9 protein-coding genes and 1 pseudogene are annotated in these 20,716 nt (G+C 48.7%); all 10 read left to right on the top strand.

From position 1 onward, the window contains the following. The first annotated feature begins 83 nt into the window (after positions 1 to 83). The gene (locus tag ABIC22_RS29100) at positions 84 to 2,294 is read left to right on the top strand and encodes a helix-turn-helix domain-containing protein (RefSeq protein WP_354485596.1); all 2,211 of its coding nucleotides are present in this window, start codon (positions 84 to 86) and stop codon (positions 2,292 to 2,294) included. 322 nt (positions 2,295 to 2,616) lie between these two features. Beyond that, positions 2,617 to 3,501: an ABC transporter permease gene (locus ABIC22_RS29095; RefSeq protein ID WP_221192575.1), complete on the top strand. Its 885-nt coding sequence runs from the start codon at positions 2,617 to 2,619 to the stop codon at positions 3,499 to 3,501. A 17-nt stretch (positions 3,502 to 3,518) separates the two neighbouring features. Continuing rightward, entirely contained in the window at positions 3,519 to 4,418 is a 900-nt protein-coding gene (locus tag ABIC22_RS29090) for a carbohydrate ABC transporter permease (RefSeq protein ID WP_354485594.1), read from the top strand. A gap of 63 nt (positions 4,419 to 4,481) precedes the next feature. After that, a pseudogene (locus ABIC22_RS29085) lies at positions 4,482 to 6,129 on the top strand (extracellular solute-binding protein). A gap of 78 nt (positions 6,130 to 6,207) precedes the next feature. Further along, a complete protein-coding gene (locus ABIC22_RS29080; RefSeq protein ID WP_354485592.1) occupies positions 6,208 to 7,992 on the top strand; it encodes an alpha-1,3-galactosidase-related protein in 1,785 nt (594 codons plus the stop codon). Continuing rightward, positions 7,989 to 10,373, top strand: coding sequence for a glycoside hydrolase family 95 protein (locus tag ABIC22_RS29075; protein ID WP_354485590.1), 2,385 nt, complete (start codon positions 7,989 to 7,991; stop codon positions 10,371 to 10,373). Before ABIC22_RS29080 ends, ABIC22_RS29075 begins: the two co-directional genes overlap by 4 nt. A 147-nt stretch (positions 10,374 to 10,520) precedes the next feature. After that, positions 10,521 to 12,575 (top strand): alpha-galactosidase, encoded by a 2,055-nt coding sequence (locus tag ABIC22_RS29070; RefSeq protein ID WP_354485588.1) that lies wholly within the window; start codon positions 10,521 to 10,523, stop codon positions 12,573 to 12,575. A 111-nt stretch (positions 12,576 to 12,686) separates the two neighbouring features. Beyond that, complete coding sequence (locus ABIC22_RS29065) at positions 12,687 to 15,017, top strand: glycoside hydrolase family 95 protein (RefSeq protein ID WP_354485586.1); 2,331 nt, start codon at positions 12,687 to 12,689, stop codon at positions 15,015 to 15,017. Positions 15,018 to 15,113: 96 nt separating this feature from the next. Further along, positions 15,114 to 16,655, top strand: coding sequence for a response regulator (locus tag ABIC22_RS29060; protein WP_354485584.1), 1,542 nt, complete (start codon positions 15,114 to 15,116; stop codon positions 16,653 to 16,655). 257 nt (positions 16,656 to 16,912) lie between these two features. Next, positions 16,913 to 20,692, top strand: a complete 3,780-nt coding sequence (locus ABIC22_RS29055) for an S-layer homology domain-containing protein (RefSeq protein WP_354485582.1) — start codon at positions 16,913 to 16,915, stop codon at positions 20,690 to 20,692. Positions 20,693 to 20,716: the final 24 nt, after the last annotated feature.

Below are 20,716 nucleotides of genomic sequence, written 5' to 3'. Positions count from 1 at the left end.
TGCCCATTCGAAATTCCAGTGTTTTTCGGAAATTTCTCATTTCGTATGTCATCATTTTGGTCATACCCAGCATAGGTGGCTACATGTCTTATCTGACTTCGATTTCCGTAACGCAATCCATTTCCATTGAGAATGGGGTTACTCAGCTTGAGAAAGGCCAAGAAATATTGGAACGGCGCATGGCTGAAGTCGAAGGCTTCACCAGACAGCTTGCCGTGAATCAGGAACTGAACGTCCTAATGAATGAAAGGGATAACGAAACGAATGTATATGGCATATGGCGAGCCATGGAGAATGTGCTGACATTTGGGCAGACGAATGATTTCCTGCAAAATTATTATATTTATTTAGCCAATTATAATCTAATTCTTACCCCGGGTTCGTCCTACAGGCCGAATCATTATTATGCCGATTTTCATTATACAGATCTGTCCCTGGAGGAATGGATGAAGAAGGTATTACAACAAACGCATCGTAGTGAAATTAAGCCGCTCAGTTCCTATGTCAGCAGAGGCCAGCAAACTTCGGTCATTACATATATGCAATCACTGCCTTTGGACAGCTTCAACGATTCCTCGCCAGCGGTAGCTGTCGTCGTCATTGATGAGAAGATGATCGTTGGATTGCTATCAAGTATGACGGACCGATATGGCGGCTGGGTTCACATTAGCGATGCGGAAGGGAGAACCATTGCGCTGAAGGGCAGCGGAGAACCTGAGATGGCCAAGATGATCGCTGATCCGAATTTCGATCCGAACAAGGTTAGCCAGTTCTATGAGGATGATCTGGTCATCACTACGCAATCTGATTCTAACGGCTGGGTATATCAGGCAGGGATTCCGCGTGACCTCCTTCTGGAAAATGCAAACAAGATCAAGAAGATGAGCATGCTCATTACAGGTGGAACACTACTGATTGGACTGCTCGTAGGGCTGGTGCTTGCTTATCGTCATAGCGCCCCAATCAATCGACTGCTAAGTGTGATGAAGGAGCAATTCGGACGAGATGACGGGACTTCCAGGAATGAGTTTGATTTTCTAAGCGGAAACATCTCGGATATGATCACCAAGAACAAGCTGTTGGAGACGGAATTGAATCGCCAGCTGCCACTCGTAAGGGATGCTTTTTTGAAGCGTCTGATCTCTGGTGAATTCAAATCACGGGACGAGATTCAGTCTGCTGCCGAACAGGCGGATATTCTTTTGCATCAGGGAGCAGGATATGCGGGTCTCGTTCAGATCAAAGGTTATGGCAGCATGGATAACGTTGATATCCTGAATGAGCTAAATGCTTCTCGGCTGCTGTTGAAGCAGGCGCTGAGCGAGCTTGGTGTTAATGTACTGATGACCGATTGGGGATCGGATAAAGTAGCCACTTTGTTTTTCTCCACGGATGAGGAAGCTGGCACACAACGCACCGTAGAAGATATTACGCAGACCATGGATGAGTTGGCACAGGTTGTGTTTAATGATTACCGGATCACCATCCAGTCGGGATTCGGCAACCATTTCTCGTCCGTGACGGAGGTCAGCGATTCCTTCGACCAAGCCAATCAAGCTCTTGAATATGCCATCTACATGAACGAAAGGGGCATGGTGTGGAGCAGTGAAACACAGACCGAAAATACGACCTATTATTATCCGCTCGACTCCGAGCAGCGACTGATTACAACGATCCGGGCCGGAGAACTTGAGGAAGCTAAGCGGATTGTCGAAGCCATCATGGTACAGAACATGGAGCAGCGGGAGCTATCTATGGAAATGAAACATCAACTGATTGGCGAGATGAAGGGAACCTTTATCAAGCTGCTTGATCAAAAGGTATTTACGGAATATGATTCCATCGAAAACGTCAAACGGCGGATCATCGACATTGGGTCCGCGGAGCCACTGGAGACCGTTAAGTCTGAATTGTACGAAATCATGGAAGAACTGTGCGGACTGATTGCAAACAAGAAGAAGGATACCCATAGTCAAATCGTTAAACAGATCAAAGCGTATACTGCAGAGATGTATTCGGATGCCGAGCTAACCCTGTATCGCGTTGCTGAACACGTTGAGCGACCTGAAAAATACATTTCCCAACTGTTCAAGGAGTATACGGGGGTTAATTTTTCTGATCATCTGATCAAAGTGCGAATGGATCAGGCGATGATCCTGTTAAGGGACAGTAATTATACGGTGGACGAAATAGCAGCAAGAGTGGGTTACAACAGTTCACATTCCTTCCGGCGTGCGTTTAAACGATTGAATGGTATTTCTCCGAGTGTGTATAGACAGACACCTTACGAATGAAATCATTCAGGTCTTATGGCCGTGTTGTCCCAAGAGGACGATGCGGTCTTTTTGGTGCAATGTAGCGGTTTATATGGAGAAATGGCCGTTCTGTTGCTGGTTTGTGCCCTCGAAAAAGGGATAACTGTACGCTCTACATCTCAATTGTACCTGTTAAGAAGCCATCTCAATCCACTATGATCAACGTGTAGTAAGCGCTATCATCATTGAACATCACAGACTGAAGTCAGGGGGGGTTGTTCTGGAGAAGGAAGTCGTTGTGAATCACAGGTCATTGCCACAGAGAAATGAAACCAGCTTATGGAGCAATGCCCGCAGGAAAATGAGGAAGCACTGGCAATTGCATTTGCTGGTGATTCCACCCTTGCTGTTTTTTCTTATTTTCAAGTATTACCCAATGATTAATGCAGTCCTTGCCTTTAAGGACTATAACGTCATTAAGGGTATTTGGGGAAGTCCCTGGGTGGGGCTGCAAAACTTCCGTCTGTTCTTCGAAAATCCGTTATTTTGGACACTGGTGAAGAACACGATTATATTGAGCGGATATTTGCTGCTGGCGGGATTCCCGATTCCAATTATCTTAGCCCTTATGATTAATGAGGTGCGGAGCACGAAGTTTAAAAAGTTCGTACAGCTCGTATCGTTTGCGCCCTATTTCATCTCAACAGTCGTAATGGTATCCATTATCATGCTGTTTCTGGCACCTCGGCTTGGCTTTGCCAACATTGCCCTGAATTTTTTCGGGCTTGAATCGGTCAATTTCCTCGGCGAACCCGGGATGTTCCGATCCATCTATGTCTGGTCGGATATATGGCAAACCGCAGGATACAGTGCAGTGATCTATTTGGCAGCTCTTGCCGGAATTGATCCGACGCTGTATGAAGCGGCCAAAGTTGATGGAGCTTCACGGTTTCAAAAGATCAGACACGTCGACCTCCCAGGCCTTGTGCCGACCATCGTGATTATTTTGATTCTCAATGTAGGGAATGTCATGGCCATTGGCTTCGAAAAGGTCTACCTGCTGCAGAATCCGCTTAACCTAGCCAACTCTGAAATTATTGCAACCTATGTTTACAGTATCGGCCTGTTGAATGCCAACTATAGTTTTGCGACCGCGGTCGGACTTTTCAACTCGCTGATTAATCTCGTTTTGCTGGTTACCGTGAACGGTTTGGCGAAACGAGTGACCAACAATAGTATCTGGTAGGAAAGGAGGGTCCTCAAGTGGCAGCAACGGTACCAAAAAGGATTAGGGAGTCAGCCGCCGACAGAGCGTTCCTGATTACGATCTATATTGTGCTCAGTCTCGTTGTACTGGCGGTGATCTATCCTCTAATTTTTATTATCAGCAGCTCGTTAAGCAGTCCGGCAGCCGTCACTTCTGGCCGTGTATGGCTCTGGCCTGTAGATATTTCATTCAGTGGTTACAAGGCATTATTGAACACACCTGAAATCTTAAAAGGATACGGTAATTCCATCTTTTATACGATGGTAGGTACGCTTATTAGTGTGCTCCTGACCATCATGATTGCCTATCCGCTATCACGCAGAAGCTTTTTTGGCCGAAACGCCTTAATGATGATCATCACCTTTACGATGATTTTCAGCGGCGGGTTAATTCCGACATATATGGTTGTGAAGCAGCTTCATCTGATCGACACACGCTGGGCGCTGTTGATTCCTAATGCCATTTGGGTATGGCAAGTCATCATTGCCCGTTCCTTCTTCAAATCGTCCATTCCTGAGGAATTGCTGGAAGCCAGCGAGATGGACGGCTGCAGTGACATGCGCTTCATCTGGAGTATCGTTCTCCCTCTATCCAAGCCCATTATCGCTGTGCTGGTACTCATGTATGCGGTTGGGCAGTGGAATGCTTATTTTGATGCTCTTATTTATCTTAAATCGGCTGATCTGTTCCCGTTACAGCTGATTCTGCGCAGCATTATTATTCAGAACAACAGTGCAGGAGCGATGGATGCGGCGAAAATGGTGGAGAGACAGCAGCTTGCCGAGCTGTTAAAATATTCCTTGATTGTGGTGGCTACATTGCCTGTGCTGGTGATCTATCCGTTTGTACAGCGTCATTTTGTACAGGGAATGCTGGTTGGTTCCATTAAGGGCTAAGTCACAGCTTGAGTTAGGGAATCATTTTCTTCACCGGTAAATTATTATAGGGAGTGATCCATTTTGAAGAAAAGTCTGACAATCATACTCATGCTGCTCATGGTGTTCACAATGGTAATGAGCGGATGTTCGAGTGACAACTCGTCAAGCCCTGAATCAGGAGAGCCGGCTGCAGGAGACGGTCCGGTCAACATCAGTGTATTTTCCGTACAGGAATCGGGGATCGATATCCCGACCAACCAATTCACCAAATTCGTGGAAGACAAGTTCAACATCAAATTCAACTGGCAGATCAATCCATCGGACGGAGCCAAGGAGAAACGCCAGATCTCACTGGCAAGTGGCGACTATCCCGATGCCTACCTGCTTACTCATTACATTGACCAATTCTCCCAAGCGGATCTTTTGAAATATGGCAAACAGGGCGTCCTCTTGCCGCTCAACGATCTGATTGATCAATATGCTCCCAACATCAAAGCAGCGATGGAAAGTAACTCAAATTTGAAAACGCTTAACACAGCACCGGATGGCAATATTTATGGCCTCGTTGCTTATACGGAATGTTTCCACTGCTCTTATCCGAGCAAGATGTGGATGAATACGGATTGGCTCAAAAAGCTCAATCTGGAGATGCCAACCACGACGGAGGAATTCAAAAATGTGCTGCAGGCGTTCAAAACGCAGGACCCGAACGGAAATGGCAAAGCCGATGAAGTACCTCTTAGCGGTTCCATCGAAGAATTTGGTGTGCGCATCATCCCATTCCTCATGAATGCCTTTGTGTACGATGATGACCGCAACTATCTGCAAATGACAGGAGGAAAGGTTCAATCCGCAGCCATTACGCCGGAGTGGAAGGAAGGATTGACCTATATCAAATCGTTGTACGATGCAGGTCTCATTGATCCAGGAGCTTTTACACAGAACGCTGAAGCCTTTAAGAAAATTGGGGGAAAATGCAGATGCGGAAATTCTCGGCGTCGGGGCAGGAATGCACCCCGCAATCTTCGTAAACATTGATCCTGGCAATACACGCTCGGCACATTATAACCCTGTACCTCCGATTTCCGGACCGGGAGGCGTATCGTACGCAACGCATGATGGAGGCGGCGTATCTCCGGGAGCCAAATTCGTCATTACCAACAAGGCAAGCGAAGAAGCGCAGATCGCTCTAATCAAAATGGTGGACTATATGTTCACTGCCGAAGGTCAAACGAACGGGGCGAGTGGTCTGAAAGGAATCGATTGGACCGATCCGGGAGAAGGCGACGTGGCACTGGGCAAGGATTCCAAGCCGATGGTTAAACAGATTCCAATGGCTGAGGGAGAAGCGCCGCGCAATGCGGGCTGGAGCGGAATGGCTCATTTCTATATGCCTAAGGAGTATCGGGATACCTTTGTTCAAGGCACGGATATCTATGCTTCCGACGGTTATGAGCGCAGACTGTATGATGCTACGCTGCTGTACGAAGGACATGAGCCAGAAGAGCTGTTCCCGATCTGGTCCGTATGGATTGATCCTTCCGAAATTGATGAAGCAAGCTTGCTGCAAACCAATATCCGAAACTACATTGAGCAGAACCAGCTTCAATTCATCACGGGCAACAAGGACCTGAACAAGGATTGGGATGCGTATGTCAAAGGTCTGGAAAACCTGAAGCTGGACCGCTATCTTGAAATTTTGCAAAAGGCCTATGAGGCATCCAAATAGCAGGTGAAGATTCGAACATCAGGTGCCTGAGTTGGACCAGGCACCTGATGTTTGTTGCATCCACAGCATAAGGATGATGTGAATAGTCTTCGTTCAATGACCAACAAGAAGGGGTGGATAACCATTCATCGGTCGAAACAAGCTGCAGAGGCTGCGCCTGTGATCATACGATTAACGGATTATGGGGCTCAGCCGGATTCGGAGCAGGATACTCAGCCTGCCATGACTCGTGCCATTCAGGCGGTTTCTCAAATCTCCGGACCAGTGGTGCTGGATTGTGCTCAAGGGAGGTATCATTTTTATCCGCATGAGGCCATTCAGGCTCCTTATTACATCTCAAATACGGCCAGTGAGGAAGAGAACCCGGATATCACCAAGACGATTGGCTTGCGGTTGAAAGGTCTGGATGGACTGAAACTGGAAGGCAACGACTCATTGTTTATTTTCCACGGGAAGCAGACGATGCTGGTTCTGGACGGTTGCACCAGTGTGGAAATATGCAATCTGCGTATTGACTATGACCAGCCAACGGTGACCGAGATGACGATTGTAGACAGGGGAAGCAGCTATTTTGATGCCAGGGTTCATCCGGATTCACGGTATGAGATCCTTAACGGACAACTGGCCTGGGTCGGAGAGGGTTGGAGCTTTATGAACGGGCCAATGCAGACCTATGATCCCTTGCGCAATACAACATGGAGAATGGACAACTGGCTGGAGCAGGCGAAAAATGTTGAGGAGATCGAGCCGAGGCTGCTTCGTTTTCATTTTGATTTCTCCCCTGATGTTGGCCTTGGTCATGTCCTGCAAAACCGGGATGGGCTTCGTGACCAGGTGGGTGTATTTATCACCGAATGCTCAGACGTCACCTTTGCAAATGTTGGTCTGCATTTCATGCATGGACTTGGTGTTGTGGGCCAATTCAGTCGTAATCTTACTTTTCGCCGAATGAATATGACTCCTCGTGCCGAAACCCGAAGAACGGTTGCCGGCTTCGCCGATTTTCTTCATCTGTCCAGCTGTGGAGGCAAGGTCGTGGTGGAGGACAGCCGTTTGATAGGTTCACACGATGATTCCATTAATGTGCATGGGACTTATCTTCGTATCATCGAGCGAATGGGGAAGAATTCCGTAAAAGTCCGTTTCATGCATCCCCAGACGTATGGTCTTCCTGCGTTTTACCCCGAGGACGAGGTTGAGTTTGTTCGTGCTGGCTCTCTTACCACCTATGCAGCGAACCAAGTGGTAGGGGTTCAACGTCTGAGTGCGCGTGAGTTCATTTTGACCCTGGCCCATGGTCTTCCGGAAGATATAGGCAGCCAGGATGTGATTGAGAACATCACTTGGACACCTGAGGTAGAGATTGTGAATAACTATTTTGCCAGGGTCCCGACTCGGGGCATTCTGGTAACCACCCGGCGTAAAGTATGGATTGCTAACAATGTGTTCGAACGGATGCATATGAGTGCTATTTTAGTAGCGGCGGATGCCAAGTCATGGTATGAGTCGGGGAGGGTAGAAGATGTGACCATTACAGGAAATCATTTCATTGAATGCGGGAGCGAGGAATACCCGGTTATCTCCATTGCACCGGAAAACGAAGAGATGGATGAGGGTTTACCCGTTCACAAGCAGGTGATTATTCAGAACAATCAATTCGAGACGTCCAGCAACGTTATGCTCTTGTGTGCCAAGAGTACCTCAGGACTAGTCTTCACATCGAATAACATCGTTCGTGCTGGCGGAGTGGATCTGCGGTCCTGCATTGAAGACTTCGTCCATGTCACCGCTTGCACTGAAGCTGATATTCAGGCAATACAGTCAGTAGCAATACCAAAACGGAATGAGGGAGAGAACCTATGAAACTTCAATATGACAAACCCGCCAGTGTATGGACCGAGGGGCTACCCATTGGTAATGGTTGTCTCGGTGGCATGATTTTTGGAGGAGTAGAGCAGGAGAAAATCAGTCTGAACGAGGACACTCTATGGTCGGGCTATCCTACGGACGGTAATAATCCGGGCGCGAAGGAGGTTTTGCCGAAGGTTCGCAAGCTGATACAGGAGAGACGCTATCAAGAGGCAGATATGCTGACGAGAGAGATGCAGGGACCCTATACGCAATCCTACTTGCCCTTCGGAGATTTGCTTCTTCGTTTTGAGCATGGGGGGATTCATCATTCCTACAAACGGACGCTGGATATAGAACGGGCACTGCACAGCGTTGAATACCAGGTTGGGAACGTCACCTACAAGCGTGAGATGTTTGCTTCGAATCCCCATCAGGTGATTGTGCTACGTCTGACCGCAAGTGTACAGGGGAAACTCCATGTGCATGCCGCTCTGGACAGCCCGCTTCGGCACACACTTCAAGTAAAGGAAGATCGCTTAGTATTATCAGGTACCGCTCCGGAACATGTGGATCCCAGCTATGTTGCAAGCGATAATCCCATTAGATACGGTGAACCGGAAGCCGGGAAGGGCATGGTTTTCGAAGGACAGCTGGCCGTGATAGCAGAGGATGGACAGGTGATTGTGGATAGTCAAGGAATTCATCTGTTGGGGGCAACCGCTGCCACCTTCTATTTCAGTGCAGCTACAAGTTTTAATGGCTATGACAACATGCCTGAAGGGGAGGGAAGAGAGGTCACAGGGATGAATAATTCACGACTGAACATGGCGACAGTCCAGCCATATATAAGTCTGCGTGACGCCCATTTCTCGGATTATCGCTCCCTGTTTGACAGAGTGAAACTGCACCTCGGTAAGCCGCTCGCCCCGGAAGGGATGTCGACAAGCCAGCGGATTACGACCTATGCGGCAGAAGATCCGGGACTTGTGGAGCTACTCTTTCAATACGGACGCTACTTGCTGATCTCAAGTTCTCGCCCTGGTACACAGGCCGCCAATCTTCAGGGAATATGGAATGCACTCACCCGCCCGCCATGGAGCAGCAATTATACCTTGAACATTAACACGGAGATGAACTATTGGCCGGCTGAGGTCTGTAATTTGGCGGAGTGCCATATGCCTCTGCTGGATCTGATCGGTAATCTGGCAGAGAAAGGTACTGAGACTGCAAAGGTTAACTATGGTACCCGTGGCTGGACGGCTCATCATAACTCGGATCTATGGGCGCATACAGCCCCGGTTGGAAATTACGGAGGTGGAGATCCAAGCTGGGCATATTGGCCAATGGGTGGCGTATGGCTGACTCAGCACTTATGGGAGCATTACGCCTTTAACAGAGACGAAGCGTATCTGAGAACAACTGCCTATCCGATCATGAAGGAGGCGGCACTCTTTGCACTTGATTGGCTTATCGACGATGGAAGCGGAAATTGGACTACAGCCCCATCCACTTCTCCAGAGCATAAATTTCGCACAGCGGAAGGTGTAGCTGCAGTCAGCTCGGGTTCAACGATGGATATTTCCCTGATCTGGGAGTTGTTCACAAATTGCATGGAAGCCGCGAAACGACTTGGAACAGACATGGAATTCAGGAAGGAGCTGGAGCATGCACGAGAACGCCTGCAGCCCCTACAAGTCGGTAAGTATGGTCAACTTCAGGAATGGTCGGAGGATTTCGAAGATGAGGATACCTACCACCGGCATACTTCGCACCTTGTAGGCGTATATCCTGGACGGCAGTTGTCCGAGGAGGAAACGCCGGAATGGTTTGCCGCGGCAAGAACTTCACTGGAGCGTCGCGGAGACGAAAGTACAGGCTGGAGCCTGGGCTGGCGTGTTGCACTCTGGAGTCGGTTCCGGGATGGTAACCGTTCCTTGCGACTGCTCTCCAACATGCTTCGCTTGGTTCAGGACGGGGACACGGAGCAGTACAACCACGGCGGAGTGTACGCCAATCTGCTTGGCGCGCATCCGCCATTTCAGATTGACGGCAATTTCGCTGCATCCGCCGGCATTGCCGAGATGCTTGTGCAGTCTCACCTTTCGTATCTTGAATTGCTTCCGGCCCTACCGGATTCGTGGCAGAAGGGCTGCGTATCTGGGCTGCGTGCCCGAGGTGGTTTTGAAGTTAGCATCTGGTGGGATAGGGGACAGCTCGCCGAAGCGCAGATCACCTCCATGCTGGGTACGGATTGTGTACTTCGTAGTGATGTCCCGCTCATCGTAACTTCGAATGGCACTCGGTTGGACGCGATCCGCATCAATGCCTCGACACTGAAATTTCCGACATCAGCTGGCCAAACGTACAGTATTGCAGTGGAGGGTGACCAGTAAACATTTTGCCAGGAAGTGTGTTAAATCGCGATATGGATCGGAAGATCGGTGCATGGATTACGGTCTGTCCTGTCTTTATAATGAGGGCAGACTTGGGAGAGGGAACGACTGCTCCTGCCAACCAACCATGCAACATCGAGGAGGCATATGATGCTAACGAACGATACAGCCGTTGAAGTGCAGCAGAATGACACACGGATCCAATTGAGCAACGGCCATGTAAATCTGGAGATTCATCTTGAAAATGGTGAGGCTTCCTGCAATGACAACCGCTCTTGTCTTGTTAACCATTTCCGCAGCGCTTTTCGCTGGCAAGGTCGGGAATACAGCACGGAACACTACGAGAGACATGAGCTGAAAAGCAAGGAAGCCATTGTCCGCGAAGGCTTCGGCAAAGGAGTGCATTTGGTAATCCTGCACCAGTCGTCCAAGCTTCCCCAATTAGAACAGCATTTCTATGTATACGAGTCTGTACCATTTGTGTTAGTACAGAGCACAATCGGAAGTAATAAAGAGATCAAGGTGAATCGCTTCGCGGTCGTTCAATCCAAACAAGTATCGCTTAACGCAGGAAATCAACAGGAAGAGCTCAGAATCCTGCGGATTCCTTATGATAACGACAAATGGGTTCGGTACACGGTTGTCAAACCTCCAGTGGATGTCGAAAGTTACGAAGCTGCAGTCGTGTTCGAGCCGGATAGCCGCCGGGGAGTGATTCTGGGTTCACTCACGCATAAGGTATGGAAAACGGGTATCCGGTTTAAAAGCGAGAAGAGCAGCCGCATTGAAGAGCTGGATCTCTATGGCGGAGCTGTCAGTGAGCTGACCCGCGATTCCCAGCCGCATGGATATGTGACAGGAAAAATCATTGAATCACCACTCGCATTCATCGGATTTTACGAAGATTATAGAGATGGACTCGAAGCTTACGGCCGTGCCAACACCTGGGTGGAGGCCCCACTGCCATGGAAGGGCGGCGTTCCGGTCGGCTGGAACAGCTGGTCTGCAGCGATGAGTACACTCGATTATGACTTGTATACGTCGACTAGTGATTTTTTGAAGAAGGAAGTGCAGCCTCTGGGTTTCCAGAACGAAGAGACCTTATACGTTAACTTTGATGCCTTCTGGGACAACTTTACACCTGAACAGATGAAAGACGCGCTGGATCGGGTACGGCAAAATGGACACAGGGCGGGTACCTATTGGACACCATTTACATTCTGGGGGAGCCCCGAACAGTTCAGCCAAGTCGTGGAAGGGACAGATGGCCAGTATACCTACGGGGATATTCTGCTGAGAGACATGGAAGGCGAGGTTTTGCCGGATGTGGATGGCGGTTTGGCTATAGACCCGACGCATCCCGGCAATCTGCTGAGAATGGACTGGTTTGCGAACAAATTCATCTCGGAAGGATTCGAGTATATTAAGCTGGACTTCCTTGCACATGGTGCCCTTGAAGGGCAGCATTACGACCCCGAGATCACAACAGGGATTGCAGCTTATCGCTACGGCATGTTTTATTTACAGCAAAAGCTCTCATCGGAGGCCACTGGCCGCCCGTTCTTCATCAACCTGTCCATTGCGCCGATCTTTCCGTATGCCTTCGCTCACAGTCGCCGCATTTCCTGCGATGTCTTCGGTACGCTTCAGGATACGGAATACCTGTTAAACTCATTGACCCATGGCTGGTGGATGAACAATACGCTGTACCGCTACAATGATCCAGACCATTCCGTGCTGTATAAGAGCTTCAACCAGGAAGCAACTGGCTGGCATGAAGGAAGAAGCCGTCTTACCGCCTCTGTGATTGCAGGTACGGTATTGCTGCTCGGAGATGATTTCCGTCAGGCAGAGGCTGCGGAGCGGGCAAAAGACTGGCTTGCGAACAAGGAAATCATGAACATCGCCCGGTTCGGCCGAACGTTCCGTCCGCTGGAAGGAGATTGCGGGAAGCAGGCTTCAGACGTATTTGTACTGGAATCAACTGAAGAAAAGAGTTTTTATTTGGCCGTTTTTAATTTTGATGCTGCGAATGCCGCACATAGAACGGTTTCCCTGGAGAGAGCCGGACTGGATGCAAGTGAAGTGTACAGTTATCAGGATTTATGGGAAGGGGCACAAGGGGAAGCCATTGGCCATATGAGCGTAACGCTGGAACCAGCAGAGTCCAAAATGTTCAGATTAACGGTGAAAAGAAGCTGACAATCTGCATCAACCTATAAGAGGCGCGCTTATGTTGGACACAGACAGCGCGCTTTATTTTGTTTTCGTCATTATAGATTCAGATAATCCATTTGAACAGGAGGACGTGAAATGGACGATTTTACATTGTGGTACTCCACCCCTGCATTGAATTGGAATCAAGGATTACCCCTAGGGAACGGAAGATTGGGAGCTGTTGTCATGGCTGCACCGCATCGTGAAGTGTGGAGCATGAGTGAGGTGACTTACTGGTCCGGTCAAGCAGATCCAGAATTGGCTTTTGCAGGAGGGAAGAGGGCGCTGGAGGAGATGCGGCGTCAGTTCTATTCCGGCAATTATGATGAGGGAGATCGTCTTGCGAAGCAATATTTGCAGCCCGACAAGCAGAATTTTGGCACCAACCTGGGGTTGTGCAAGGTTGTCATGCAATTTGCCGAGCAGGGCCCTGACAGAACGCTAGAGGAAAGCTTCCGGCGTGAGCTGGACTTAAACCATGCGCTGGCCAAGGCTGCCTGGAGGAACAAGGATACAACCGTGTATCGTGAGGTTTTTGCATCACATGCTGACGACCTGATTGTTTCCAGAGTTTGGAGTGATCGCTCTGGGGGTGTATCCTTTTCGCTGAGCCTGGAGGGAGACACGGGATCGTTTCACAGCACAATAATGGATGACTGTACATTGAAGTTTGAGGGCCAGGCTACTGAGAATGTTCACAGCAACGGCAGCTGTGGTGTATCGGCCCAAGGGTACGTGAAGGTTATTGTCGCTGGCGGTACGGTTACCGGGAGAGACGATAGTTTGACCGTCCATGGAGCGGATGAGGTCTCCATATACTTTACTGTCAGTACCGATTATCGCAAAACGGGACCGGAGTGGAAACAGGAGAGCCGCGTAACACTCGATAGGGCACTAGGCAAAGGATATTCCCTTCTGCGAACGGATCACATGAAGGATTACGCAGAGCAGTATAACAAGGTCGACATTCAGCTTGGGACAGCAAGCAAAAGTAATCTGACGACAGATCAGCGCATCCGGCTGCTGGCTGGAGGAGGAGATGATGATCCCCAGCTGTTTGCGCTATTTATGCAATATGGCCGATATCTGACCATTGCCGGTTCGCGTGCCAATTCTCCGCTTCCTCTTCATCTTCAGGGAATATGGAATGACGGAGAAGCATGCCGTATGGGCTGGAGCTGTGATTATCACCTGGATATCAATACCCAGATGAACTATTATCCGGCAGAGATTACGAACCTGGGAGACAGCCATCTTCCGCTCATGAGGTATGTTGAGGACCTGGCAGCAGCCGGAAAGTCAACGGCACGTAACTTATATGGCAGTGAAGGCTGGGTTGCGCATGTCTTCTCTAACGTCTGGGGATTCACACTTCCCGGCTGGGATACGTCGTGGGGGCTGAATGTTACCGGAGGACTGTGGCTCGCCACTCATTTAATGGTGCACTATGAATATAGCCAGGACCGTGCTTTTCTGGAAAGTACAGCGTATCCTGTGCTCAAAGAGGCCGCACTATTCTATCTGGACTATATGGACATTCATCCCGAATATGGTTGGCTGGTGACGGGGCCATCCAATTCTCCGGAGAATCATTTCTATCCGGGTACAGCTGGCGGTGCTGTGCACCAGCTCTCGATGGGAACGACATTAGACCAGATTCTGGTGCGTGAGCTGTTCGAATTTTGCCTGAAGTCGGTTGAACTACTGGATAGGGACGCGGAGCTCGGTGAACAACTGAGAGAAGCTGTTGATATGCTGCCACCGCTGCAGATTGGGAAGAAAGGACAGCTGCAGGAATGGCTGGAGGACTATGAGGAAGCACAGCCGGAGCATCGGCATCTGTCACATCTATTCGCCCTGTATCCAGGACATCAGATCACGCCTGAGCGGACACCTGAGCTTAGTGCGGCAGCAAGAGTGACGATGCAAAACCGGATGCTGCAAGAGGAACTGGAGGATGTGGAATTTACGGCTGCCCTGTTTGGACTTGGTTTCGCGAGGCTGCATGATGGAGAAATGGCCTACAAACATGTCTCGCACCTAATAAGTGGACTGTGCTTCGATAATCTGTTTACGTATTCCAAGTCAGGCATTGCCGGTGCGGAAACCAATATTTTCGTCATTGACGGGAATTTCGGAGGAACAGCGGTCATTGCGGAAATGCTGCTGCAAAGTTACGCAGGCGAAATTCATCTCTTGCCAGCACTGCCGCAGGCTTGGAATAAAGGGAAGGTAACCGGGCTAAGAGCCAAAGGCAATGCCGAAGTAGATGCAGTCTGGGAGGATGGGGAGCTGACATCAGCCACGATCCGTACGTTTATGTCTGGAACGTACACCGTATGCAGAGGAGAGCGGAGAACGACTTTTCAGGCCGAAGCGGGAAAAAGTTACACATTGAATCGTGAGCTGGACTTGATCGATCAATGAATCATGCCAATAAGCAACTGTATCATAACCGATCTGGTCGAATGGGAGAGAAAACATATAATAGAGACAGAGACAGCTTAAATGGAGGGGACTTCAATGTACAGTATTTTTCTTGTAGACGACGAAGAGCTCGGGCTTGGGATGATGAGAGATTATATTCGCTGGGAAGAGATGGGGATCTACATTATTGGGACAGCGAGCAACGGCAGAGAGGCTTTGGAGAAAATCGAGGCCCTACAGCCTGATATTGTACTTACCGATGTGCAGATGCCCATTATGAACGGGATTGACCTGGCTCGAAAAATACATGAGTTGTATGATACCATTCAAGTGATGTTCCTGACGGGACATGATGAATTCCATTATGTGAAATCAGCGCTTCATGTCGGAGCTGTCGGATATTTGCTTAAACCACTTGATTTGAATGAAATTGAAAGCGTTATTTCGAAAGTGAAACAGCGCTGTGAAGAAGTTGCAATCAAGAAACGTTCCACAGAGGCTGCTAAAGCCACGATTCTAAAGGAGCTTTCCTATGAAAAAGATGCGACTCGTGCTGTGGAGCTGGCATCCGATTATAGCAGGTTGACCCGTCTGCCCGTGACATCACGGTATGCCTTGGCCTTGTTCAGCATCGATCCCATTGAAGCCGAAGAAGAGCAGCAGAGTTTGGAAGAATGCACCACCAGGCTGGTGGCTTATCTGAATTACTATTTTCAGGCGAAGAATCTGAAGGCTACCTTTGTTGATTACAAGGAAGGCGAGACAGGACTATTTATGGAAGCAGACCAACAGCCAGGGTATTACGCCTGGGAGGACTTGGCAGTGGCAATGCGAAGTGCACTCGATTTTACAGTGACTGCAGCAGTTGGGGCCGAAGCTGCTGAATTGTCCAATCTCCACGGTTTATATGAGCAAATGCGTGTGATCCTGAACGAGCGTTTCTACGAAGGAACCGGAACGATGATCCATGCAGAAGCCGTAACGAATCAATTGTACAGCGAACATATGCCTCCGTTTGAGAAGAAAGAATGGTTTGAAGCGATACATCAACTGGATTTTGAGTGGGCAGCACAGAAGCTGCATCAATATGTTGAGGCTCTGGCTGCCATGCGAATCAAGAAAAAGATGATATGTGACTGGTCCATTGATCTCGTTGACGAGCTGCTTGAACAGGTGCAGGAGCCCTTTTCGAAGGGGGTTCAACGAGCAGAGCTATATCACTCCATTTATAATGCATCGACATTGCATGAGATCGAGGGGCTGATTCTGGATGCGGCAGGTCATGCCGTCAATCTGCTGGGAGAGCGATTTATGGACAAAAATGAAAAACTGATTCATAAGGTACGCACCCTCATTGATCAAAATTACAATCATCCGGTTACGATTAACAGCCTGTCTGAACAGGTTTATCTGTCACCTAACTATTTGCGGTCCATCTTCAAGGAAAAGACCGGAATCACCATCCATGATTATTTGACGCGTATCCGGCTCGGCAAAGCCAGGGAAATGCTGGCGGATGGCTCGCTCAAGATTCATGATATTGCTCAGAGAGTAGGCTACGAGAGCACGTCCTACTTCATTTCCCTTTTTCTTAAGAATGAAGGAGTAACACCGAATGAGTACAGGAAAACGATCTGAACGTTTATAAATCGCCCGATTGTTGTGTAAAAGAGAGAAATTCAAATACGAATCGTAACATTGCGATATGGATCATTCCTGTCGCTCTTTTTACAATTAGGCATGTAACCAACATGCAGCACTTAAAACACTGAAAGAACAAAGGAGGCTGAGAAACTAAATTATAAATTGAAAGCGATTACAAAAGAATGTGATTCACTGCTCCATCATCCATGTAAATCTAACGTTAGCCTAATCATCGAAGTTGGAGGGATGTTATGTTAGAACGAGTCCTAAAAAAATCCTTTGTATTCCTTTTGATCTTCTGTCTTGTTACAGGTATCGGTCCAACAGCGGCCATGGTCAGTGCCAGTGATCCTAACAGCTATGAAGCCGAAGCGGATGGGAATACGCTGAGTGGAAATGCGAGTGTATCGGATAGCCCGTCTGCATCGGGGGGCAAGAAGGTCGGAGGTATGTACCAAGGCAGTTCGCTGCAATTCAATAACGTAATCGTAAACGAGTCGGGAAATTATAAAGTTGTCGTTTATTACATTTCGGGTGATCCCCGGCCGTTCAACATAAGTGCCAACGGCGGGGCAAAACAATTCGAAGAACCACCGAAGACTGCGGATTGGGATACCGTAGGCACATATGATGTTACGCTGCCCTTGAACGCAGGGAGTAACTCGATCCTGATCGATGACAACCATTGGTATTCACCTGATATCGACAAAATTGTCATTGCCGGATTGGATGATAGTGAGACAGAGCCCGGGAATCCCGGTGGAGAAGAAGACCTGGGTACACCAGGTGATACACATCAATATGGAGCAATATCGGTAACGGATTATACGTACGGTTTTCTCGTGGCAAACGAACATTATGAAGTAACTTATAATACCCAGTCAGGATTGGTTGGTTACAGCTGGGCTGACGGTCAGAAGCTTCGGGGCGTATACAGCAGCATGAAACTCGGTGATGAGTCTCTCGTGCAGAGCAAAGATTATGAGAACCATACCACTACTGGCACACCGATAGAACTGGAAGACGGATTTGGCAAAGGCATCGAGCTTTCATTTGTCCACACATCTGCTGGTAAACCGACGTTGAAACAGGTGTATCGTTTCTATGAAGATAAGGCGTATTTTCTGACCGGTTTAAATGCTATTGGGGAAACGGAGATCCATACGAATTACATGTCCCCAATTACGGTGACCAATACTGGTGGGGTGGACATTGGTAATAGCTCGGACAATCGTGTACTCACCGTGCCTTTTGACAATGATGCCTGGATTAGGTATAAATCTCAAACCATGAATCGGACAGATACAAGTTATGAAATGACGGCCATCTTCAATAACGCAACACGTAACGGATTGGTGATTGGTTCGGTAACACATGATACCTGGAAAACAGGTATTGATTGGCAAGGATCTGCCAACCGAATTCATGAGCTTTCCGTATATGGCGGAGCTGCCACTGATGTGACCAGAGACACCCAGCCGCATGGCAGTCTGACGGGAACGGAGCTGTCCTCGCCGTTGATTATGGTAGGAGGGTTCAGTGATTACCGGACAGGTCTTGAAGAATACGGTAAGGCCAATGCAGTCATCACGCCACCACTGGAATTAAATCCGGAACTTCCGCAAGGTGTTCCCTTTGGATGGAATAGCTGGGGAGCGTATGGCAGCACACTGTCTTATCAGAACGTTGTGGATGTCTCCAACTATTTTAAGAACAACTTAGAGAACTTTAACAATGATGGCAATGTATTTATCAACATGGATTCCTACTGGGATAACCTGAGCGATAAAGAACTTGCACAGGCTGTATCCGTTATAAAGGGCAACGGTCAGCATGCGGGTATCTATTGGGCACCATTCGTGTATTGGGGAAACAATATGAGCCAGTCGGTGGAAGGTACCAACAACCAATATACGTATGGTGATATCGTGCTTAAGGACTCTACCGGCAAACCGCTGCCTACCCTGGACGGGGCCTATCCCCTGGATGTGACACATCCAGGAGCCAAGATGAGGATGGATTATTTTCTGGATAAGTTCAAAAATCTCGGTTTCACCTATATCAAACTGGATTTTCTGACTCACGGTTCTCTGGAAGGGGAGCATTATGATGAGAAAGTAACCACCGGCATTCAGGCTTACAATCAAGGTATGCGTTATGTGGAAAAGCGATTGGACGGAAAAATGTTCATCAGTGCCTCCATTGCTCCGATCTTTCCAAGCCAATATGCGCACAGCAGACGCATCTCATGCGATTCGTACGGCAGCATTAACGAGACAGAATACATGTTAAACTCGCTGACCTACGGCTTCTGGCAAAATGGAACCATATATTCCTATACCGACCCTGACCATTTGGTGCTGGCCAAAGCCTCAAGTCTGACGGAAGCCCGCAGCCGGGTGAACTCGGGTGTCATTGCGGGAACGGTCATGATGGCTTCCGATGATGTGAATGATCCCAAGGCTCAGGAGTACATGACCGCACTGTACAACAATACGGATGTTCTAAATGTTGCGAGGAAAGGGAAAGTTTTTAGGCCTCTTGAAGGCAACACCAACGCGAATGCTGCGGATACGTTTGTGTTGAAGGATGGGGATGATTATTACCTTGCCTTATTTAACTACAGTGCGAACAGTTCCGCTGAGCGGACGATCGACTTGGAGCGTGCCGGATTGAATGCAGCCCAAACGTATTCGCTAAAAGACCTCTGGACAGGCGAAGTTTCGTCCGTATCGGGTTCATGGTCGGTTACGCTGGAAGCAGCTGAATCAAGACTGGTGAAATTGACGGAAATGAAGGATAATCCGAGCAATCCGGGGAATCCAGGGAACCCTGGGAACCCTGGAGTGCCAGGAAACTCAGGAAGCACTGGCAATACTCATGGCAGCAGCATAAATGAGAGCAATGGTAGTCAAGAAAGTGTGACTACAACCCTGTCCATCACAGCAGATATGCTGGAAACGAACAACGAGTCAGGTCAAGCCGTAGTGGAAATCAAGGCTGACACGCAGGAAGTGCAGTTATCCTCAGCTGTTGTCAAGCAGCTTGGAAACCACGCACTGGTGTTGAAATTGGGCAAGCTAAGCCTTCACATTCCTGCAGAAGTGCTTCAGCAGCTTATGAATAAGCTGCCAGAACAGCATCAGGAAGGCAGCATCGTCTCTCTCAAGATGGTTCCACTTGGCAGTAAAGGTAATGAGATCATTGCCGCAGCACAGGACATGACGCAAGCCAAGGTTTCATTGAAGAGTGAAATCTACGAATTCAGTATAACCATTCAGAGCAAATCGGGGTTAAACGAAACACTCTCCAAGCTTGATAAGCCCGTCGTGTTGAGTCTGCATGCGGTGGAAGGTTTCGATACGTCTAAGGGTGGTATGTATGAGATTGGAAATAAAGGTAAGCTTGAATTTGTCCGAGGTGAATATGCAGCGAATATGTTGACAGGGGAAATCAGTCCATTCGGCACATACGCTGTATTGGAGCTGGAGCGCTCCTTCACAGATGTTCCTGCTTCCCACTGGGCGAGCCCTGTTATTCATGAGTTGACGGCCAAGCTGATTGTTCAAGGTACACATGCAGGCCTGTTTGAACCAGGCCGTGAGGTCACAAGGGCCGAGTTCGCTTCAATGCTCGTACATTCCCTGGGACTGACCACAGCCGGGGAAATGGAGTTTCGCGATGTAGCGGCGGATCGCTGGTATGCTGCGCCCATCTCCATCGCGTACAAGGCAGGGATTGTAAGCGGCAAAAGTCGGGATGCCTTCGAACCTGATCTGCCGATTACTCGTGAGGAAATGGCAGTCATGGTAATGAAGGGCTATTCCTTGGGGAAGGCTCAGGAGCCTGTTGATTCCAACGATACCATATTCGGCGATATGAATCTGGTGTCACCATGGGCAGCTGGTTCAGTAACTGAAGCAGCCAATCGGGGCCTGATTCAAGGAAACAGACATGCCAAGTTTGAGCCCAAAGGGATCGCATCGCGGGCGGAAGCGGCACAGGTCATCTACAATTTGATTTTGAAATAAAACGTCAAGGGCTGCAGAGTAATC

Source organism: Paenibacillus sp. PvP094 (genome assembly GCF_040546835.1).
Taxonomy (GTDB): Bacteria; Bacillota; Bacilli; order Paenibacillales; family Paenibacillaceae; genus Paenibacillus; species Paenibacillus illinoisensis.
The sequence above is the reverse complement of the archived record's forward strand: the minus strand, read 5'-3'. Positions and strand labels throughout refer to the sequence as shown.